The 20,625-nt window shown below is 47.8% G+C and carries 21 protein-coding genes; all 21 read right to left on the bottom strand.

Translation table 11 applies throughout. The features are described from left to right. Nucleotides 1–120: 120 nt before the first annotated feature. Nucleotides 121–414 carry an RNA-binding S4 domain-containing protein gene (locus MBEAL2_RS21410; RefSeq protein ID WP_047154285.1) on the bottom strand — a complete coding sequence of 98 codons (294 nt, stop codon included), beginning with the start codon at nucleotides 412–414 and terminating at the stop codon, nucleotides 121–123. After that, on the bottom strand, nucleotides 411–1,892 hold the full coding sequence (gene yabN, locus MBEAL2_RS21405; protein ID WP_047154284.1) for a bifunctional methyltransferase/pyrophosphohydrolase YabN: 1,482 nt from the start codon (nucleotides 1,890–1,892) through the stop codon (nucleotides 411–413). Before yabN ends, MBEAL2_RS21410 begins: the two co-directional genes overlap by 4 nt. Before the next feature lie 27 nt (nucleotides 1,893–1,919). Beyond that, nucleotides 1,920–3,548, bottom strand: coding sequence for a putative polysaccharide biosynthesis protein (locus tag MBEAL2_RS21400; RefSeq protein ID WP_047154283.1), 1,629 nt, complete (start codon nucleotides 3,546–3,548; stop codon nucleotides 1,920–1,922). Nucleotides 3,549–3,696: 148 nt separating this feature from the next. Then, entirely contained in the window at nucleotides 3,697–4,239 is a 543-nt protein-coding gene (gene spoVT, locus MBEAL2_RS21395) for a stage V sporulation protein T (RefSeq protein ID WP_047154282.1), read from the bottom strand. Between the two features lie 157 nt (nucleotides 4,240–4,396). After that, on the bottom strand, nucleotides 4,397–5,026 hold the full coding sequence (locus tag MBEAL2_RS34405) for a peptidylprolyl isomerase (protein WP_439644898.1): 630 nt from the start codon (nucleotides 5,024–5,026) through the stop codon (nucleotides 4,397–4,399). Between the two features lie 269 nt (nucleotides 5,027–5,295). Then, entirely contained in the window at nucleotides 5,296–8,994 is a 3,699-nt protein-coding gene (gene mfd, locus MBEAL2_RS21385; protein ID WP_082130081.1) for a transcription-repair coupling factor, read from the bottom strand. An 84-nt stretch (nucleotides 8,995–9,078) separates the two neighbouring features. After that, entirely contained in the window at nucleotides 9,079–9,300 is a 222-nt protein-coding gene (locus MBEAL2_RS21380) for an anti-sigma-F factor Fin (protein ID WP_047154280.1), read from the bottom strand. 85 nt (nucleotides 9,301–9,385) lie between these two features. Next, nucleotides 9,386–9,949 (bottom strand): aminoacyl-tRNA hydrolase, encoded by a 564-nt coding sequence (gene pth / locus MBEAL2_RS21375; RefSeq protein ID WP_047154279.1) that lies wholly within the window; start codon nucleotides 9,947–9,949, stop codon nucleotides 9,386–9,388. 103 nt (nucleotides 9,950–10,052) lie between these two features. After that, complete coding sequence (locus MBEAL2_RS21370; RefSeq protein ID WP_047154278.1) at nucleotides 10,053–10,688, bottom strand: 50S ribosomal protein L25/general stress protein Ctc; 636 nt, start codon at nucleotides 10,686–10,688, stop codon at nucleotides 10,053–10,055. A gap of 115 nt (nucleotides 10,689–10,803) precedes the next feature. Continuing rightward, nucleotides 10,804–11,754: a ribose-phosphate diphosphokinase gene (locus tag MBEAL2_RS21365; RefSeq protein WP_047154277.1), complete on the bottom strand. Its 951-nt coding sequence runs from the start codon at nucleotides 11,752–11,754 to the stop codon at nucleotides 10,804–10,806. 22 nt (nucleotides 11,755–11,776) lie between these two features. Then, nucleotides 11,777–13,141, bottom strand: a complete 1,365-nt coding sequence (glmU, locus tag MBEAL2_RS21360) for a bifunctional UDP-N-acetylglucosamine diphosphorylase/glucosamine-1-phosphate N-acetyltransferase GlmU (RefSeq protein ID WP_047154276.1) — start codon at nucleotides 13,139–13,141, stop codon at nucleotides 11,777–11,779. A gap of 133 nt (nucleotides 13,142–13,274) precedes the next feature. Further along, nucleotides 13,275–13,565 (bottom strand): septation regulator SpoVG, encoded by a 291-nt coding sequence (gene spoVG / locus MBEAL2_RS21355; RefSeq protein WP_047154275.1) that lies wholly within the window; start codon nucleotides 13,563–13,565, stop codon nucleotides 13,275–13,277. Nucleotides 13,566–13,704: 139 nt separating this feature from the next. After that, nucleotides 13,705–14,079 carry a RidA family protein gene (locus MBEAL2_RS21350; protein WP_047154274.1) on the bottom strand — a complete coding sequence of 125 codons (375 nt, stop codon included), beginning with the start codon at nucleotides 14,077–14,079 and terminating at the stop codon, nucleotides 13,705–13,707. Between the two features lie 16 nt (nucleotides 14,080–14,095). Then, nucleotides 14,096–14,923 carry a pur operon repressor gene (gene purR, locus MBEAL2_RS21345; protein ID WP_047154273.1) on the bottom strand — a complete coding sequence of 276 codons (828 nt, stop codon included), beginning with the start codon at nucleotides 14,921–14,923 and terminating at the stop codon, nucleotides 14,096–14,098. 72 nt (nucleotides 14,924–14,995) lie between these two features. Further along, a complete protein-coding gene (gene ispE, locus MBEAL2_RS21340; RefSeq protein WP_047154272.1) occupies nucleotides 14,996–15,871 on the bottom strand; it encodes a 4-(cytidine 5'-diphospho)-2-C-methyl-D-erythritol kinase in 876 nt (291 codons plus the stop codon). Between the two features lie 111 nt (nucleotides 15,872–15,982). Further along, nucleotides 15,983–16,165, bottom strand: a complete 183-nt coding sequence (locus tag MBEAL2_RS21335; RefSeq protein ID WP_047154271.1) for a small, acid-soluble spore protein, alpha/beta type — start codon at nucleotides 16,163–16,165, stop codon at nucleotides 15,983–15,985. Nucleotides 16,166–16,542: 377 nt separating this feature from the next. Then, on the bottom strand, nucleotides 16,543–16,818 hold the full coding sequence (gene veg / locus MBEAL2_RS21330; RefSeq protein ID WP_047154270.1) for a biofilm formation stimulator Veg: 276 nt from the start codon (nucleotides 16,816–16,818) through the stop codon (nucleotides 16,543–16,545). 155 nt (nucleotides 16,819–16,973) lie between these two features. Continuing rightward, nucleotides 16,974–17,852 carry a sporulation peptidase YabG gene (yabG, locus tag MBEAL2_RS21325; RefSeq protein WP_047154269.1) on the bottom strand — a complete coding sequence of 293 codons (879 nt, stop codon included), beginning with the start codon at nucleotides 17,850–17,852 and terminating at the stop codon, nucleotides 16,974–16,976. A 66-nt stretch (nucleotides 17,853–17,918) separates the two neighbouring features. Continuing rightward, entirely contained in the window at nucleotides 17,919–18,803 is an 885-nt protein-coding gene (gene rsmA, locus MBEAL2_RS21320) for a 16S rRNA (adenine(1518)-N(6)/adenine(1519)-N(6))-dimethyltransferase RsmA (protein WP_047154268.1), read from the bottom strand. Next, nucleotides 18,800–19,351: a ribonuclease M5 gene (rnmV, locus tag MBEAL2_RS21315; RefSeq protein WP_047154267.1), complete on the bottom strand. Its 552-nt coding sequence runs from the start codon at nucleotides 19,349–19,351 to the stop codon at nucleotides 18,800–18,802. Before rnmV ends, rsmA begins: the two co-directional genes overlap by 4 nt. Nucleotides 19,352–19,421: 70 nt before the next feature. Next, nucleotides 19,422–20,510, bottom strand: coding sequence for a resuscitation-promoting factor (locus tag MBEAL2_RS21310; protein ID WP_052947895.1), 1,089 nt, complete (start codon nucleotides 20,508–20,510; stop codon nucleotides 19,422–19,424). Between the last annotated feature and the right edge of the window lie 115 nt (nucleotides 20,511–20,625).

Raw genomic sequence — 20,625 nt, 5'->3', positions numbered from 1 at the left:
CGGTACAGCCTCCTTTTTTGTACATGTTATGGGAGACAAACCATATTTAGAACAAGGAAGGGAGGGAAGTCCATAAAAAAGAGGCCCGAAGGCCCCATCACGTTTACCCGGTATAGGCAATTACCATATCGTAGCGTCGGGCTCGTTCCCGGTTTCCCGGGGCAAGAACTCCTCATTGATCATTGTATATAGCGTTGCCGCCTCTTCCTTCTTCGTTGTATCGAGCAGCTTCTCTATTTTTACGGTTACAAGCTTGTTTCCGTACCGCACGGTCAGCTCGTCCCCCACTTTTACGTTCGTGCTTGACTTGGCTTCCTGGCCGTTTATCGTTACCCGGCCCTGATCGCACACTTCTTTCGCCAGCGTGCGCCGCTTAACCAGCCGGGAAACCTTTAAAAACTTATCGAGTCTCATGACAGTTCCTCCTCTTCTTTCTTTTTCCGCTTTGCTTCCTGCCACCATGCTTCCATTTCCTCAAGTGTGGCACCGTCTGCTGCTTTTCCCGCTGCCTGTATTTTTTGTTCAATATAAGAGAAACGGTATTTGAATTTCTTATTCGTTAATGCGAGTGCTTCTTCCGGGTCGATTTTCAAGAACCGGGCCACATTCACGATAACAAACAGCAAATCACCGAGCTCTTCTTTCCGGTGCTCCGGTGTCCCTGCTTCCCGCAGTTCTTCCCACTCTTCCTTTACTTTATCGAACACATCGGAAAGCTTGTCCCAGTCGAATCCAATTTCCGCCGCTTTTTTCTGGTACTTATATGCCCGGGAAAGGGTGGGCAATTCGCGGGGTACACTGTCCAGCCGGGAGGTAAACCCCTTCCCTTTTCCCTTCTTCTCTTCCACTTTAATCGCTTCCCAGTTCTGCAAAGCCTCTTCCGCGTTACCCGCTTCGGACGTGCCGAACACGTGGGGATGGCGGCGAATGAGCTTCTCGTTCAGCGTTGCCACGACATCGTTTACTGTGAAATAGCCTTCTTCTTCCGCCATCTGTGAATGAAGCAGGATTTGGAGCAGTAAGTCCCCCATCTCCTCGCACATCGCATCGGGGTCATTGTCATCGATGGTTTCGAGCACCTCGTATGTTTCTTCAATGAGGTTTTTCCGGATCGATTGGTGTGTCTGTTCCCGGTCCCACGGACAGCCTTCCGGGCTGCGAAGAATAGCAACGATTTCCCGCAGGCGCCAGAACAGACGGTTTGTTATCTGATCGTGGGCGGTCGGCGGCACATAGACCGTTGTTAAATTTGTATACTTGTCCATCCGGTCCAGTTCGTAGAGGGGGAGCGATAAGATTTCCTCTTCGCCCGCCACGCCGGCCGCTGTGACGATAGTAACAGGGAAATCATCGGGATATACCTCCATAAGCGTCAACTTTACATCGGAAGCGACAAACGAATCGTATACCTGACAAATCAAATGGTGCATCGGCGGCTGGAATTGATGTTCCTTTACATCGGTAGCATCCAGCAGAACAAACCCTTCCACCGGATCGATTTTTAGTGCAGCGAAAATCGGATCAAGGAAGCTTTGCCCTCCTTTTATCTCAATTTCTACCTCGCGCTTCGGCCCCTCCTCAAGCAGCAGCTGTACGGTACGTTCAGCTACGAGTGGATGGCCGGGTACAGCATATACAACCGCGCCTTTTTCCTCAGCCGCTTTAAGCAGCCGCTCGCATATTTCTTCATATACTTGGGGAAATTGGTCATGTGCTTCATATACCTCATCAAAGCTCTCATAAGACACCCCTTCCCCCTCAAGTTCCCCGACAACCGGGTGCTTTGCTGTTCGAAGGAATAGATGGGGTGCCCCTAATAGTGCGCGGTACAGTCCAAGGGGCAAACCCTCCAGGTTTCCCGCTCCAAGTCCAACAATCGTTATTTTCTTCACGCGATAAGTCTCCCTTCTGTTAGTACCTCATAAGAGCCGGAAACGCTTCAACAGTGGAATCAGCTTTCTGCCCGGTTTTGTAGTCTCCAATTCGGCGCGGCTAATCGTTCCGGAAAGAAACAGGGCAATGACATACATAACAACACCCGCCCCAACCGCCAGGAGGCTGACGGCGGAGAAATACAGCCGGTGCGATGGAATTAAATCCAGCAGCCCTTTTTCCGCGGCCTTTCTGGTGACAAATGCGGCCAGGGCCATCATAAGAACGGCGATAGCCGGCTTGATAAAGAAGTTCTTTATATGAAACTTAATCCCCGTAAAATAAGTAATGGCGTACAAATTAAGCAGAGTAGCAATCATATAAGAGCATACGGTAGCCATCGCAGCCCCTGTAATACCAAAGGAAGGAATAAGAAAAATATTGAGAGCAAGCTTTGCTGCAACACCGATAAATAGGTTTCTTACAGGGAGTGTAACCTCTCCCATCCCTTGCAGAATACCGGCCGATGTAATGCCCAGCGTAGCAAAAATGGTTGTAAAGGCAAGTACGACAAGCGCGGTTGTTCCATTATCATTTTCGTAAAGCATGACATTAACCGGCCCCGCTACTACCGCCAGCCCGATTGAAGCAGGCAGCCCGAACAAAAAAGTAAGCCGCAGCGCCAGCTCCGTACGGGCTGCAATGACCTGGCGTTTCCCCAGTGCCTGTGCCTCCGCAATAGCGGGTACAAGCGACAGGGAAAGAGCCGTAGCAAAGAAAGCGGCAAATTGGACAAGCGGTTGTCCCCGGTCAAAAATCCCTTTTAAGCTATAAGCGGTTTCCGCCGTATTTCCTCCCCACATAAGCATGCTTACGACCGTAAAAGAATCAGACAGCTGCATCAGCGGCAGGACGAGGGAGCCAAGGCAAATCGGAATGGCATAATAAACGAGTTTGCGTACAATTTCCCCGATACTTTCCTGCGTATATGTATACCCGGCTCCGGGCTGAACAGGCATATATTTCTGTATTCGATGATTACGGCGCCAGAAAAACAGCATCACAACAAAAGCAAAAAGCGCACCCGTTACCGCGCCAAACACAGCGCCAGCCCCGGCGAGATAGACATTCCCCGTTGTCTTCATAAACCAGTAAGACAGAATAATAATAGTCGTGACCCGGACAAACTGCTCCGCGATTTGTGAAACAGCAGTCGGGACCATATCATGATGGCCTTGAAAATATCCCCGCAGCGCTGCCATGACCGGGACAATAAGCAGGGCAAACGATACGCTGCGAATCGGCAGCACCAGCTTGCTATCCCTCATCGAAGCGGCGATGAACGGAGCGCCGAACCAGAGCAAAATAAAAAAAACAATTCCGGTTATGGTTAGGACACTTGCGGAAACGCGGAAGAGTCTCCGTGCCCCGCGTGTATCGCCAAGCGCAAGCTTCTCGGCAACAAACTTGGAAATCGCAATAGGGAAACCCGCCGTTGCGAGAATCAGCAGGGCACTATACAGCGGGTATACCTGTGTGTATACATAATAGCCCAGGTCCCCTGTTATGTTCTGGTACGGTATACGGTACACGACGCCCAGCATCTTGGATAAGAGTGCTCCTGCACCAAGTATGGCCGCCCCTTTAAGAAAAGACGAACCCCGCTCCTTAGACATATGTTTCCCCCTCTTATTCCGGTAAATTCTCGGATATTATATCATAAAAGCTTGCCTTCTTCCTTCTAAGTGTATGAACAACATGTACATATCTTTCTCCCCATTTAAAAAAGCTTCCCGGCAGATTCCTGCGGAAAGCTTTTCCTCGTTATTGTTCCATTTGTTTGGCTAGAAATCCTGCAGCTGTTTCTGCCAGCTTCATTTCTAAATCGCCCATCTTCACCTGTTCACCCTTGCTGACAAGAATAACCGAACCAATCGGGTCCCCGCCGGCAATAATCGGCGCAATCACATATGACGAATATTGTTCACTATTGTCGCGAACAATTTCATACTGTCCGGGGTTTGTTTGCAAGGTAGGTTTTCTGTCCTCCATGCAGCCTTCCACAATCTCGCCAATAGCCTTGTCCATATATTCCTTCTTCGATGCTCCTGATACGGTAATGACCGTATCACGGTCACTAATCATTGTGATGTGGTTCATACTTTCATACAGGGAGTCAGCATACTCCTTGGCAAAGTCGCCAAGTTCTCCGATAGGAGAGTATTTCTTCAAAATGACTTCTCCGTCGCGATCCACAAAAATTTCGAGTGGATCTCCTTCTCGGATTCGGAGGGTGCGGCGAATTTCCTTTGGAATCACCACGCGCCCCAAATCGTCAATTCGACGCACAATTCCAGTTGCTTTCATAAGTCTTGATGCCTCGCTTTCGTGGAGTAATTACATGACTGCAACTTATCAACTTGCTTGTAGTATTTATCTCCTTTCTGGAGAATATTCACCAACGTTTTTATTGCAAATGAACAATAAAAAACCGCTCCGGCAAAGGAACGGTTTTTTTCTCGTGTTATTTTTGATTGGATGGCGCCTGGACCGGCGGCTGTTGTCCCGGAACCTGCTGGACTGGTTGTCCCCCCGGTTGGCCAGATGGTCCGGGGCCCTGCTGGACCGGCTGCTGCTTAATCATCGATGCAGGGATGTTTTCTTCCTTAATAATCCCTTTCAGCTTTTCAGTGTAAAATTGCTGTTCCTTCTCCTGTGCCATCGCTCGCGCCAGGTCGCCTTTAATTTGATCGTACGGCTGCTCAGTACGGCTCTCTACGCGCATAATATGATAACCGAACTGCGATTCAACTAAATCACTGATTTTGTTAATCGGCAGCGTCATTGCCGCCTTCTTATATGCCTCGTCCGTTTGCGCAAGTGACTGCTGGTCATCATAGTGATATAGGCCGCCTGTTTCCTTGCTTCCCGGATCATCTGTATTTTCTTTCGCCAGCTTAGCAAAATCCGCTCCGGCCCGCAGCTGTTGCAGCAATGCCTCCGCCTTCTTCTTTGCTTCTGCTTTCGAGCGCTTCTCCGTGGAAACAAGAATATGGCGCACATCCGCTTTCGTTAAAAAGCCAAGGTTTTTCGCTTCCTCGTACTTCTTTTTCTTCTCTGCTTCAGGAACATCTTTTGAGAAGTAAGAAATCATTTTGATTTGATTTAGGAAGAAGGTTTTTAGCTCTTCTGTCGTTACCTTCTTGTCAGCGTAAAACTGTTCAATTTTCTTTCCCTGTCCCAGCTGCTGTTTTGTGTACGCCTCAAACTGCTTGAAGCTATCATCTGCTTCCTTCTTCATCTGGGCATCTTCTTTTACTTTGCTGGAAAGGTAGTCCGTCATGACCTGGAAGTGGAGCACCTGCTGGAGGGCTTCTTTGTCTCCTGCATCAATTTGCTTCTCGATACCAGGTTCTACGGTCTTCACGAGTTCAATGTAGTCCCTATATTGAGATTCGGTAATTTGCCCGCCGTCATATTTGGCGACAACCGCGTCCTTCTTGCCGCAGCCCGCGATAAGTGCGGCAGCAAGAATAAGAACAAGAAGCGCTGACCATAACCGCTTATTTTGCAACATTTTTTTGTTTCCCCGCTTTCCCTATTGTTTTTTAATTGTTCGAATTGAGTGAGGAAACTTTCCACAAGTTCAATACTCTCTTCGGGAGTCAGCCCTTTGACTTTTACCGTTACATTCATTTGCTGCCCGTTTTGTCCAACGCCAATTTTTCGCTGCAGCAGGCCTTTCAGTTCAAACAAACTGCCCCAATCGATCGCATTTCTTTGATCCTCATGGAACAGAAGGTGAATATCCTGCCCTTTTTGTGATACTTCTACAATGCGATGCTTGATTGCATACACACGGAGCTTGGATACAAGCAACAAATTGCTGACGCTTTGCGGAATCATGCCAAACCGATCGATCAGCTCTTCGGTTAAATCATCAATATCCTCGAAGGAAGAGACGGCAGCGAACTTCTTATACATTTCGATTTTCTGTTTTCCGTCCCGGATGTACTCCGATGGAATGAATGCATCGATTGTTATATTAATTTCGGGATGGACTTCCTCCCTCTTCTGCGGCTCTCCCTTCAACTCCTCGATGGCATCCTTAAGCATTTGACTGTACAAGTCAAAACCAACGGAAGCGATAAAGCCGTGCTGCTCAGCCCCAAGCAGGTTACCCGCACCCCGAATGGAGAGGTCCCGCATGGCAATTTTAAACCCCGAGCCTAATTCTGTAAACTCTTTAATGGACTGCAGCCGTTTTTCAGCCACCTCTGTAAGCACTTTATCCCGCTGGTACGTAAAATACGCGTACGCAATGCGATTCGATCGGCCTACACGTCCACGCAGCTGATACAGCTGAGAAAGTCCCATTTTGTCGGCGTTTGTAACAATGAGTGTGTTTACATTCGGAATGTCTACACCGGTTTCAATAATCGTCGTGCTGACGAGAACATCGGCTTCTCCTTCAAGGAAGCTGAGCATAACAGATTCAAGCTCCGTCTCACTCATCTGGCCGTGTGCAACAACGACTTTTGCTTCCGGTACGAGCATACTGATTTGATCGGCCATCTTTTCAATGCCCTGCACCTGGTTATAAAGAAAATAAACCTGTCCTCCTCTGGCAAGTTCTCTCTCAATGGCCTCACGTACAAGTCCCGCGCTATAATCCATGACATACGTTTGTACAGGGAACCTGTTTTCCGGCGGAGTCTCGATAACAGACAAATCACGCACACCAAGCATCGACATATGAAGGGTTCGTGGAATTGGCGTGGCCGTTAGTGTAAGAACATCCACATTCGTTTTCAGCCGCTTGAGTTTCTCTTTATGGGTAACGCCAAAGCGTTGTTCTTCGTCCACAATAAGAAGCCCTAAATCACGAAATACGAGATCCTTAGAGAGAAGGCGGTGTGTACCGATAACAATATCGATCGTCCCGTCTTTCACTCCTTTGAGTGTCTGCGTCTGTTCTTTACGGGTTCGGAAGCGGCTAAGCACTGAAATATTTACCGGATAATCTGCAAACCTTTCCCGGAATGTCTCATAGTGCTGCTGAGCAAGAATGGTTGTCGGCACAAGAACGGCTACCTGTTTCCCGTCCATAACCGCCTTAAATGCCGCGCGGATGGCCACTTCTGTCTTGCCGTATCCAACATCGCCGCAAAGAAGGCGATCCATGGGGCGAGGCAGCTCCATATCTTCTTTTATCTCCCGTATCGCACGAAGCTGATCATCAGTTTCATCGTAGGGGAACATGGCCTCGAACTCTCCCATCTCATCACCGTCACGGCTAAAGGCATACCCTTTCGCCGCCTGGCGCTCCGCGTACAGCTTGATTAAATCCTGTGCGATATCCTGTACAGAGGCCCTAACTCTACTCTTTACCTTCTTCCAGTCTGTGCCACCGAGCTTGTAAACCTTCGGCTCCTTTTCTTCACTTCCAACATATTTCTGTACCTGATCAATTTGTTCAATCGGCACGTACAGTTTGTCGTTACCGGCATACTTGATATGCAGGTAATCTTTGTGGATTCCGTTAATATCGAGCGTTTCGATGCCCAGATACTTTCCGATTCCGTGGTTTACATGGACAACGTAATCGCCTACCTGCAAGTCTGTATACGTTTTAATTCGCTCAGCGTTGCTCAAATTCTTTCTTGTCTTGGATGCTTTCCGCTGTTTCTGGGTAAATACCTCACTCTCTGTTACAACAACAAGATGCTGCATCGGAAGCTCGAATCCATTCTGCAAATTGCCGAGCGTAATGACGGGCCGCTTGCTCAAGAGAGCTTTGTCGGATTCAAGCACGATATCGGCTTCAATGTCATAGTCGTGGAACACCCGTTCAAGCCGGCGGGCTCTTTCCTCATCTGCGGCGCAGAACACAATCGTGGCATTCGACCGCTTCCACCGCTCAATCTCCGAACGCAGCACATTCATCTGACCATGAAAGTTCTGCATCGTTTTACACGTGAAATTAATAATGTTTTGCGGGTTCGTTTTCGGAACCTGGCGTAAAAACAAAGACACGTGAAGTACTTTTCGCTTTCTCAAAGAAAGGATTTCTTCCGAGGGATGGGAAACCTCAATATCCGGGAGGAACTCCCCTTCCTGGGTGAGCGCCGTTTTCCATTCAGCTTCGTCTTTGTCCATGTGGGCGGCAGATTCAATAATCCGCGTCGGCTCGTCTACAACAAGAATAGGCCTTCCCTGCATGTAGTCTACTAAACTCTGCCGGCCCGGATAAAGAAAAGAGATATATTTGTAGATTCCAGGAAAAGGGTGTCCCTGCCGCAGCTGCTCGATCTCCCAGCCGATTTTTTCTACAAGCCGCTCTTTTACCTGTTCATCTTTTATTTTTGTAAGGGAACCGGCTAAATGTGATTCAAGCTTATTCGCCGCCCGCATGAATACCTCTCTATCACCAAACACTTCACGCGTAGGACCGATCACAATTTCCTGTAGATTTTCAACAGAACGCTGATCCGTAATATCGAACATACGGATCGAATCTACTTCCACATCAAATAGCTCAATTCTGATTGGGTGCGGCATGTAAACGGGAAACACATCAATAATCCCGCCGCGGACACTGATTTCACCACGCGTTTCTATCATTTCCACACGTTCATATCCGAAGGAAACCATTTTCTCTAAAAAGGATTCAATGTCAATCTCTTCCCCTACACGGATCACCATCTGGGCCTGTTTCCATTGTTCCAACGGAATGACGGAACGGCGAATCCCCGCATACGGTACAATTAGGATCCCTTTTTTTCCGCGGGATAACTCGTTCAGCACTTCGATTCGCTGGCTTAATGTTTCCGGGCTTGAAATGGAAACCTCAGAAACAACCAGTTCATTCGCCGGATAAATCCATAGATTCTCAGCCGGTATGAGCTGACTCATATCATCATAAACCTTTTGCGCCTGAAACATGTTATGTGTAACAATCACCATCGGCTGACCGGTTTTCTGGTAAAGGGCGGCAAACAAAATTTGGCGTGCCGAGCCGCTTAATCCAGAGGCAAGCTGCTCACTGAGCCCTTGATCAAAGCCGCTGGCAATTGCCTGGAATTCATTATCCTGAATGAATTTTTCTATAAGTCCCTGCACCTCTCGTCCTCCTCTCCAAACGGCTGTATCGACAAATGCAAAAATAAGCCTTAGCACAAAAGCCAAGGCTTTGTCCGTCATCGTTTATTGTAAAGGGTGTGTTAACTCAGGATGCCGGTAAATGGCCTCACTACAGTACTCACACGTCACACTCGCCACAGTGTCCCCATTCTCTTCATAGCTAATTATATTTGCCCTCTCTTCTGGGGTCAAGGAACCGAGCCCAAGCGTATCCTCTGTCACCATATTGGTATCAATAGCCGCATGCTGTGTCCCACAGTGAGGGCAAACGTACTTTATTGCCATTCTTATGCCTCCCGTAAGTATGATATGCTTTTTTCTATTATTTCCAAAAGACATACCCGCCATACAGAAAGGCGCAATCGGCTTACTATTTATTAAACTGATTCATAACCCGAAGAAAAGAAATGCTCATCCATTCCTTCGCGGCTTCACATGCCCGTTTTACCGCCTCTTCTACTTCAGTCTGTTTATCCGGTGGAAAAGAAGACAAAACATAATCAGGCACTTTTCGTCCCGGTTCAGGGCGATCAATGCCTACTTTAATTCGTTTAAATTCTTCCGTTCCAAGATGTGAAATTAATGATTTAATTCCGTTATGGCCGCCGGAGCTTCCCTTTGTACGGAGACGTAATTTGCCGCACGGTAAATCCAGATCATCATAAATAACGAGCAAATCTTCCTCCGCATCCAGTTTGTAAAAGTTCAAGAGCGGGGCTACACACTCTCCGGACAGGTTCATGTATGTCAGCGGTTTCACCAGCAGAACCTTTTCGCTGCCTGCCCGCCCTTCCCCAATTAATCCTTTGTATTTCCCCTGGTTAAGCGTAATACCCAGGTCATCCGCTAACCTGTCAATCGCCCAGAAGCCGACATTATGCTTGGTTCTTTCATATTCTCTCCCTGGATTCCCTAATCCCACAATGACTTTCATTCGCCTTCTCTCCTTATGAAAAGCATCGAAAAACGATAACAGGAAAGAAGCGCAACCGGCCAGGTCACGCTTCCTTCTCTTTCTTCTGCCTACCCATTGACTGCTACGATTCGTCAGCCGCAGCTTCTCCCGTCCGGGAAGCTTCCGCATCCCCGGCGGCATCGCCCTCAGTACCTTCATCAACCGGTTCAATTCGAGGCGGCACGATGCTCAGAACAACATCGCTTTCCTCGTGCTGCACCGTTACATCTGCCGGGATGTCCAAATCACCGACTGTCAAAGAATCTCCTACAGCTAACTTCTCAACAGAAACAGATATCGAATCCGGAATGGCGCCCGGCAAGCAGCGAATGCTCAATTCACGAAGCTGCTGCTCCAACACACCTCCGGCCTTCACACCTTCTGCTTCTCCTTCAATTGTTAGCGGAACAATCGTATCAATTTCCTCATTCATGTTTACTTTACCAAAATCAATATGCAGCGTTCTTCCCTTCAGAGGTTCACGCTGAATATCTTTAATCATGACATTGTGTTCAGTTCCATCCACAGCCAAGCGAACAACATGATTTATCCCCTGCTGACGGACAACCTGCATAAACTGTGATTCCTCAATGGAAATCGGCTGGCTTTCCACATCGCTTCCGTAAATAACCGCAGGGATTTTCCCCTCGATTCGAAGCTGACGCACGACCGAATGTTTGCCAGCTCCTCTCTTCTGAGCCTTCAGTACAATTGCCATTCATTCATCACCCTCCTGAGTGGTTTGTCCTCATTAAAAAGCAGGACAGGATAGAGCAGAAACAAAAAATCCTCATTATCTACCTTACCCAAAACTGAAGAGGAAGAATCATTTATTAATCAAACAGTTTACTTACGGACAGTTCCTCATGTACGCGGATGATCGCTTCCCCGATAATTGGCGCTACCGAAAGAACTTTAATTTTATCAATGCGCTTTTCCGGGCCGAGTGGAATGGAGTTCGTAACAATCAATTCCTCAATGCTTGAATTCTGGATTCGTTCAATTGCAGGACCGGATAAAACAGGGTGTGTACAGCATGCATAGACTGCTTTGGCTCCCGATTCCATTAATGCATTGGCAGCCAGAGTTATTGTACCCGCTGTGTCAATAATATCATCAATAATAATCGCTGTACGGCCTTCAATGTTGCCGACAATATTCATTACTTCCGCAACATTCGGCTCGGGACGGCGCTTATCAATAATCGCGATCGGAGCTTCCAGTCGTTCTGCCAGCTTACGGGCGCGCGTTACACCGCCATGATCCGGCGAAACGACCACAACGTCCTGCAGGTTTTTCTCGGAGAAGTGCTTCCCGAGAATGGGTACCCCGAGTAAATGGTCCACAGGAATATCAAAGAACCCCTGAATTTGAGTAGCATGAAGATCCATAGTAATGACGCGGTGCGCTCCAGCTGTGTCAATTAAATTCGCCACAAGCTTTGCCGTAATCGGGTCACGGGCGCGTGCTTTTCTATCCTGACGGGCATACCCGTAATAAGGGATCACCACGTTAATGCTTTTTGCCGAAGCGCGTTTTAACGCATCCACCATAACAAGAAGCTCCATTAGGTGCTCGTTAACAGGAGCGCTTGTTGATTGAATAACAAAAACATCAGCGCCGCGTACACTTTCATTCAACTTAATCTGGACCTCTCCGTCGCTGAAATGCACGACTTGTGCATTCCCCATTGGGAGTCCGATATGATCAACGATTTCTTTTGCCAGAGCTGGATTTGCATTACACGTAAAAACCTTCAATTTCGGATCGCGATAATTCGCCATGCTACTCAATAACCTCCATCGTTTATTTCTTAATAATTTTTTTAGCGTAATCTTCTTTATTTGTCTGCCGTTCTCTTGCAACCGCCAGGGAACCGTCCGGGACATCCTTTGTGATGGTCGAACCCGCAGCAACGTAGGCACCTTCTCCTACAGTAACAGGGGCAACCAGGTTGGCGTTGCAGCCAATAAAGGAATGATCTTTTACCACTGTCTTATGTTTCCGTACACCGTCATAGTTAACCGTCACCGTACCGCAGCCTACATTTACATCCTGGCCGATTTCGGCATCACCAAGGTATGTAAGGTGAGAAACCTTGCTTCCCTTGCCGATAGTCGTGTTTTTAATTTCCACAAAGTCCCCGACCTTTACATTCTCGCCAAGGTGGGAGCCTGGGCGTACATAGGCAAACGGCCCGACGGTTGCCCCATTATCAATCCGGCTGTCCGCCAGCACCGATTGCTTAATTTCCACACCGTCTCCAACCTGGCAGTTTTTCAACTGGGTTTGCGGTCCGATGATACAATCTTCTCCGATCACGGTTCCTGCTTCAATGATTGTTCCAGGGTAAATCACGCTGTCTCGCCCGATTGTAACATCAGCCTGGATGTACGTATTGTGCGGATCGATGACCGTGACACCCTGTCTCATATGGTGGTTCAGGATCCGTTCTCTCATAAGCGCTTCCGCTCTGGCCAGCGCAACTCGATCATTGACCCCTACCGTTATTTCTTCCGTAATGGATGCTTCGATTTTTTCACCTGCGCCTTTCAAGATTTGAATGACGTCTGTCAGGTAATATTCTCCTTGAGCATTCGCATTCGAAACCTTATCAAGCGCTTTAAATAGCTTCTCATTATCAAAGCAGTATGTTCCGGTATTAATCTCCCGCACTGCTCTCTCTTGTTCTGTCGCATCCTTCTGTTCCACAATTCGTTCTACAAGACCATCAGCACCGCGGATAATTCGTCCGTACCCTGTCGGACTTTCCATGACCCTCGTCAGAATTGTTCCGGCCGCTCCGCTCGCTTCGTGGTGCGAAACAAGCGCCTCAAGCGTCTGTGAACTAATAAGCGGTTCATCGCCTGAAAGAACCAGGGTTGTGCCCGGCTTATCCTTAAGTAAAGAAGCTACCTGCATAACAGCATGAGCCGTTCCAAGCTGTTCCTCCTGCATGACATATTCTATATTATCGCCTAATTGCTCTTTTACCTTCTCGGCGCCATGGCCGACAACAACAACAATTCGATTTGTGTCCAACCGGTTCAAGCTGTCTACAACGTGCTGAACCATTGGTTTTCCGCAAACAGGATGCAATACTTTATACAGTTTCGATTTCATTCGCGTACCCTGTCCGGCCGCTAATACAATCGCAAATTTATCTGGCATGGTACCCTCCTATTTCGATAAGTTCCACACTGACTATATCTTAATTAAGGGTTGATTTCAAGATGGTAACACCTGTGACACTAAAGGCATAAAAAAAAGAGGCCCCTCTACAGGCCCCTTGTGCAACTGGATTCTATGCTCCCTCTTCTACCAGTTCTCCCTCTGCTGCCTCTCCTACGCGCTCATATTCAGCCAGAACTGCAGCCTGAATCTTCTCGCGAGTAGACGAAGCGATAGGATGTGCAATGTCTCTAAATTCTCCCTCGGGAGTACGTTTGCTTGGCATTGCCACAAACATACCGTTATTCCCATCAATTACACGAATATCATGGACAACGAATTCATTATCGATTGTAATCGAACAAATTGCTTTCATACGCCCATCCGTGTTTACCCGGCGAAGTCTAACGTCAGTCACTTCCATGTCTGCTCACCACCTTTTTCCAGTTATCAGAAGCTTGTAACTCTATTTCAACAAAGGTGGATAAAATCCTTCCAGTTTTTTTAAAAAAATGGAGTTTTTGTAATCTTTGTGATTTTACACTATGTAGCTATGCAATAACCTAGACGAAAGCGATGAGTTCGATTTCAAGAGAGACATCTTTAGGCAGTCGGGCAACCTCAACGAGCGACCGGGCCGGGCGGTGATCGTTGAAGTATTGTCCATACACCTCGTTAATCGCTGCAAAGTCTCCCATGTCTTTAACAAACACTGTAGCTTTCACAACGTGATCAAGCGTGGCGTCCGCTGCCGCAAGCACTGCTTTTAAGTTGGCAAACACCTGGTGCGTCTGCGCTACAATATCCCCTGTTACGAGGTCACCTGCCGGCGTTAACGGAATCTGCCCCGATGTAAAAATAAAGTTTCCTGTTTTAATCGCCTGCGAATACGGCCCAATCGCGGCCGGTGCCTGTGCAGTCGTAATCTTCTCTGTCATCTTTGATCCCTCCAGTTTATTCTTTCCCGGTAAAGTAATTGCCAAGCTCAAGACGAATTTCTTTGTCACGTACATCCATATTAACAAGGCGCAGCAGGGATACATAATCGTCGACCAAACGCTCTTCCACATCCGCTGTTTCCATTAATACGCCTACGCCTACAACCTTTGCTTTAAACTCCTCAAGCAAGTCGATCATTCCATGCGCTGTGCCGCCTGCCTTCATAAAATCATCGATAATAAGTACCCGCGAATTCTCCGGCAGGCTCCGGCGTGCGAGCGACATGGTCTGGATTCTTTTGCTGGAACCGGATACATAATTAATGCTCACAACAGAACCATCCGTTAGCTTACTGTAACGGCGAACAATGATAACAGGAATATTTAAATAGTAAGCAGCGGCATAAGCGAGAGGGATGCCTTTCGTTTCTACCGTCATTACATAATCTGCTTCCGCATCGGCAAATATCGAAGCAAACACTTTGCCGATTTCGCCCAGCGATTCGGGATCCCCAAGCAAATCAGACATATAAAGGTATCCGCCCGGCAGCAGCCTTCCCGGGCTTTCGAGAGTACGGCCGATGCGCTCAATTGTCTGTCTGGCCTCTTCTGCCTTCATGCGCGGAATATACTTTACACCACCAGCCGCGCCGGCTACCGTTTTCAGCAATCCGACACCTTCCGACTCAAACAGTTCTTTAATAATGGAAAGATCCTCACTGATAGATGATTTTGCAGCTCCATATTGATCAGCAAAAAAGGTGAGTGGGATTAGCTTATGGGGACGGGCAAGCAAATGCTGGGTCATATCAACAAGCCTGGCACTTCTCCGCAATTTCTTCATATACGTTCCTCCGTATCAAAAACCGAATATTATTAAGTGAATATACCACTAATGTACGGAAATGCGCAAGTGCTAGCTATTATTTTCCCCAATCATTCGCACAGCGTGCACTTCTTTGCAAAAGCCGCGTAACCCATTATAAATCCGCTGCATCCTCGATTCCCTTTCAACTAAAGCAAACACAGTCGGCCCGCTGCCCGACATCAGAACACCATCCGCTCCAAATCGCTGCATCCTGTCTTTAATCATCAGAACCTGAGGGTGCATCTGCAGCGTCACAGACTCCAGGTGATTGCCCAATGCCCGGCAGATTCCATAAAAGTCGCCTTCTTGAATTTCTTTTATCATCTGTTCCGATTTGCAGCCTTCCGTCAGGCTGCCGACCTGGAGGGCTCCATAGACCTCACCGGTAGAAACACCAATCGGAGGTTTAGCCAGAATGACCCAGCAGGGCGGAGGCGCCGGAAGAGGCTGGATTTTTTCTCCCCTTCCCCTGGCAAGAGCGGTGCCGCCGTATACACAGAAGGAGACATCCGAACCGATTAGCGAACCAAGCTCCGCCATTTCCTCTATGCTCATCTCTAAATTCCACAACCGGTTCAATCCTCTAATCGTGGCGGCCGCATCACTGCTTCCCCCGGCCAGCCCGGCAGCAATGGGTATATGCTTATCGATATAAACACGGACACCCTTCTTAATGCCAAAACGTTCTTTTATTAGCTTCGCGGCCTGGTACACATGGTTTCGCTCATCAAGAGGCAAATAACAAACCGAACAATCGAGAACGATTCTGTCTTCCTCAAGAGTTTCAATAGTTAACCGGTCAGCTAAGTCGATGGTTGTCATGACCATTTCTATTTCATGATAGCCATCAGGCCTTTTCGCTAACACATCGAGTGTTAAGTTGATTTTTGCCGGGGCTTTTACCATGAGACGTGAATCATTCACCGAATTTTTTCTTCCCTTCACTTTATACTTTGACCATTTTAGCACTAATTATAAAACCATCGCAATACAGAAAGGCCAGGGGAGCCCCCTGGCCTTTCTTCGGGAAAGTATTTATTTGGGATTCTGTCTGGCCAACGATTCTTCAGCGAGTTGAATCGCCCGTTTCACCAAGTTGCCTGCATCACGGGTTGTGACACCGCCCCAACCCTCTCTTTGAACGGTATCATAAAACCCGAGGTCTTTTGCCAGCTCATATTTGAGCTGTTCAGACATTATACTTCGTCTACGTGCCATCTATACAGCCTCCTTCCTTTCCCGTGCGTATAATATGTCCTTGTTTCGTTGAAAGGACGCATGGGAAATAATGAAAGGAAGGCAATAAAAAAAGGAAAAAAGGGAGTTCAGTCCACTTGCCTTTCCCTTCCGCGAGGAAGGGGGGACTGTCCGCTCCACCTCCCTGTGAGCAGAGCCCGCAAAACATCTGGGTAGCTCAGTGATGGAGACAATTGCGGGCTTCTTCTGCTCTCCGGGCGGCTCCGCTGGGTCAGGAAGGCCGGTCTGTGTGGACTGCCCTCCCTTTTTTCTAACATTATTGACCTTGCGGTCTTTTTCTCTATCTGTTTAAAGCAGCATATAGTTTATACAATAAAAAACAGCAGGATAAGTGTATCCTACTGCTGTTCGAGCGCGATCCGAATATTTTCATCGCTGCGACAAATGGTAAGTTCAACTGTTTCTGTTAAAATGTCTGCGTAGCTGTAAGACACGCGTTCAAAGGAATGCTTGTCCTCATCTAACTTAACAATAAAGACAGAAGGGTACGTCTCTTCGAGTACGCCCGATCTTTCCACGGTCTTGCGACGGCCGCCATTAGCCCGGAGCAGTATCCGTTCACCAATGTGACTATCTAAACTACGTTTAATGTCATGTAACGTATTTCTCGCCATTCAGACCACCTCACTATATGTAAGTATACCACTTCGTTATTATTATGTCAAACAAAACGATAATTATAGCAATCTAAAAGGAAAATTGTCAATGAGTTTTTAACGGCAAATTTCAACAAAATACGATAGGGTAAGGAAGGGCGGAGGACCCCATCCTACTTGATGCGGGGGATCCCAAACCGAAAACACCCCCTTGTTTCCAATCCGCCGACACCATCGATTCCAGTCACTGTATTTTTAATCATCTCAAACAGGTTCACAGGCTGTTGAATGGATGTATATGCGACCTTTTCTGCTATGTATACCGGATCAAGCGCATGAATGTTAATTCGTTTTGGTGAACTGGCGAAGTTCGCTCCGGCGGCAAGCAGCGCTTCAAAATGCGATTGGCAGGCGCCTGCGAAAATAACAAGGCTGTCTTTATCCTGCTGGAAAGTCCTCGCTTTTTCTACTGTCTGGATAAAAAACTTCGAGTTTCGGTAATTATTTAAATCCTCCGCAGGCCCTCTCTTCGCCTGAAATGCATCGTGCCCCGTAACGACCAGAATATCAGGCCGGTGTTTTTGCAGCAGGGGAATCACGTTTTCAGGGAAGGCTTTTTCAGCGAGATAGTACCCGTCAACGGAGATTTTCAGCTCCCTATATACTGATAAGCATTTCCTTAAGAAATTCGCATCCCCGTCCAGGTGCAGCACTTTGCCCGGCCAATCAAAAGTTCTAGCCGCATCTGCCGCATCTGTTGAGGCACTGACGGCCCTCCACGTATTTTTCTCACGTAATGTGCGTCTCTCCTGTTGGATGGCACGCATGGACGCCTGCTCCCTCTCTGCGCTCTCTTTTCTCCTCTTCTCCATTTCATCCGGATCCAACTTAACCAAATCGTCAAGGGGAGCATCCGCCAGAAGCCTGTAATCCAATCCCATTAATGAAGCCATTTCCCCGTCTACATTTAACTCCGTGATTCGGAATAGCATATCATTTCCATACGATTTTCGCGTAACAATGTCACCGACGCGGAGATTATTTTTTGACATCGAAAAAACCCCTTTCCTCCTGCCATCGTATGCTGGGCGTGGAAAAGGGTTCTTCTGCTTTATGATTTAGCTATTTTGGCCGCGCGCTGAAAGCAAGTTGCTTATCGCCGCAAATTCAGCGAGGGACAACGTTTCCCCACGCCTTGCCGGATCGATTTCAGCCTTCTGTAAAATCTGCAGCATCTCTTCCTTATTTTCTTTACCAAAAAGATTGTTTAACAAGTTATTGGAGAGCGTCTTTCGCCGCTGCGCGAAACTCGCCTTGACAACCCTGTAAAACATCGTTTCGCTGTCCACTTCAACAGCCGGCGTCTCGCGCACACGGAGCCTGAGCACAGCAGAGTCTACATTCGGCTGCGGAATAAACACCGTATGGGGAACAATCGTAACCAGCTCCGCTTCCGCATAGAACTGAGCAAGCACGCTAAGTGCACCATACACTTTCGTACCTGGCTTTGCCGAAATACGCTCCGCCACTTCCTTTTGGATCATAACGACAATATTTTCAAGCGGAAGGCGCTCCTCCAGCAATTTCATAAGAATGGCGCTCGTTACATAATAAGGGAGATTCGCAACAACACTTACTTTCTGCTGCTGCTCGAACTTCTCCGAGATAAGGGCCGCAACGTCCATTTCCAGTACGTCGCCGTGGACAACCTCAGCATGAGGATAAGGGGACAGCGTGTCAGCAAGAATGGGCAATAGGCGCTGGTCGATCTCTACCGCGACAACTTTTCCGGCCCGCTTTGCCAGCTGTTCTGTCAGCGCGCCAATTCCCGGGCCGATTTCAATCGCCCCTTTGTCTTCGGAAAGATCGGCTGCCGCCACGATTTTATCTAAAATGTTTAAATCAATCAGGAAATTCTGGCCGAGGCTTTTCTTAAAGGAAAACCCGTATTTTTTTAAAATCTCTTTCGTCCGGATCGGCGTTGCAATGTCGCGCATGGTCATTCTTTTTCCTCCTGTGCTTCCAGCCAGGCGAGCGCCTGTACAAATTCTTCCCTTGTGATCTGCAGCATAAGCAGCCGTTTATGGAGCTGCTTTGCATTTGCGTAGCCGATCCCCAGCTTTTCGCCCAGGAGCATTCTTCTTTCTTTGGCACGGGCACCGCCCACAAGACCGGCCTCAATCATATCATCCTGTGTAATCTGTTCATCGGGGGTTTCCGCTTCCGTTCTTACCTCGGCGAGCGCCTTGCGGATCGCTTCCGGCGCCGCATACTCAACACCGAGATTTCGCTTTCCCTGGCTGTCCTCCCGTTTAATAAAAGCATGCTTACAGCCTGGAACGGCCTGGCTAATGATTTTCCGGATACGCTCTCCGGGAAAATCAGGATCGGTAAAAATAATAACCCCTCTCTTCTCCTGGGCTCTTCGTATCCGCTCAATCACCCGCTCAGAAACCGCCGATCCTCCCGTTTCGATTGTATCGGCATCAACCGCTCTTTTAATCGCTACCGTATCGGACTTGCCTTCCACAACAATAACTTCTTTTATCATCCCATTCAATCTCCTCTTAAAAGCAAAAAGAACAGGGAAGACGTTACCCTCCCCTGCTTGTATATTACCATTATTCTGGTTTATTTGGTCCAATAACATACACGGTTTTCTGCTGGACACCGAAGTTCGTCGCTTCGTCCTCTGAATTAAAGAACAGGTCTACTCGATTGCCTTTAATGGCTCCGCCGGTATCTTCGGCCTTACGAAAACCATACCCTTCAATATAAACCCACCAGCCGAGAGGTACGACATCTGGATCTACCGCAATGGTTCTTCCTTCCGCCGCCGTTGTGCCTGTCCGTGTTTTTGCGTAATCCGGGTGGCCTGGACTCTTTCCAGTCGAGGCGAAGTCAGCCGAGTAGGCTGTCATTTTCATCCGGAGTACTTGTCGCGGGGTGAAGCCTCCATTTCCTTCAGCGAGCATGGAAGCCCGCCTTGTGGAAACGGCACTCCGGGATACCGCTACCATACGTCCAGTTCCAAGCGCTACAATTTGATCCTTTGAATTCTGCAGCACATTGGAATCTACTAGCTTCTTCGAGATTTCTTTCCCATTTCTGTAGAGCACTTCATATCGTTCCATCACTTTTCCCGGTTGCCCTTCCTGGACAACCTTTTTTTCTCCTGCCAGCATCGTGTGTTCTGATTTTTGCTGCGTATTGAAGGCTATTGTCTTCTCCTGCTGTATAATTTTCTTCTCTACCCTTGTGACCACGATTTTTTCATTCTGCCCAATTTCCTGATCGAGTGCGGGAACGGTTTCATCAAGCGGGCCAAGTTCGATTTTTTGCTCCCTCAGAATGTCCTGCACTTTTCCCTTTAACGTAATGGCCTGCCGCTGTTCGCCGCCGATGGCAAGTGTTATCTTCTGTCTCGGCGTGTAAACTACCTGCGCTCCCTCGGTAAGCTTACCCGTTGGCTCAGGTTTTACTTCATCGAAAACTCCGGGTGAGATTCCTTTCTCATCCAGGAATTCCCCTATTGTTTCCGCTTTTGTGCTCATGGCATATACCTTGCCACTATGTACAAACGTGATGTCTTTTGTTTGTATTGCATTCATAATAAGCACAAGACTAATGCCAACAACGATACTACCAGCGGCTAGAAGAACCCTTCTGTGATCCCTCAAAAATTCCAACTGAATCATATTTTGTTTCACAGTCTACCTGCCTCCTTAATGGTCGAGAGCCATTGTAGACGATATAACAAAAGTTTGTCAAACCAGTTTTTTACACCCCGTTCGACATAACTCGCAAAATTGCAATAGTTATATA

Source organism: Aneurinibacillus tyrosinisolvens (genome assembly GCF_001015055.1).
Taxonomy (GTDB): domain Bacteria; phylum Bacillota; class Bacilli; order Aneurinibacillales; family Aneurinibacillaceae; genus Aneurinibacillus_A; species Aneurinibacillus_A tyrosinisolvens.
Note: the sequence above shows the minus strand (reverse complement) of the source record. Positions and strands in the feature narration are given on the sequence as shown.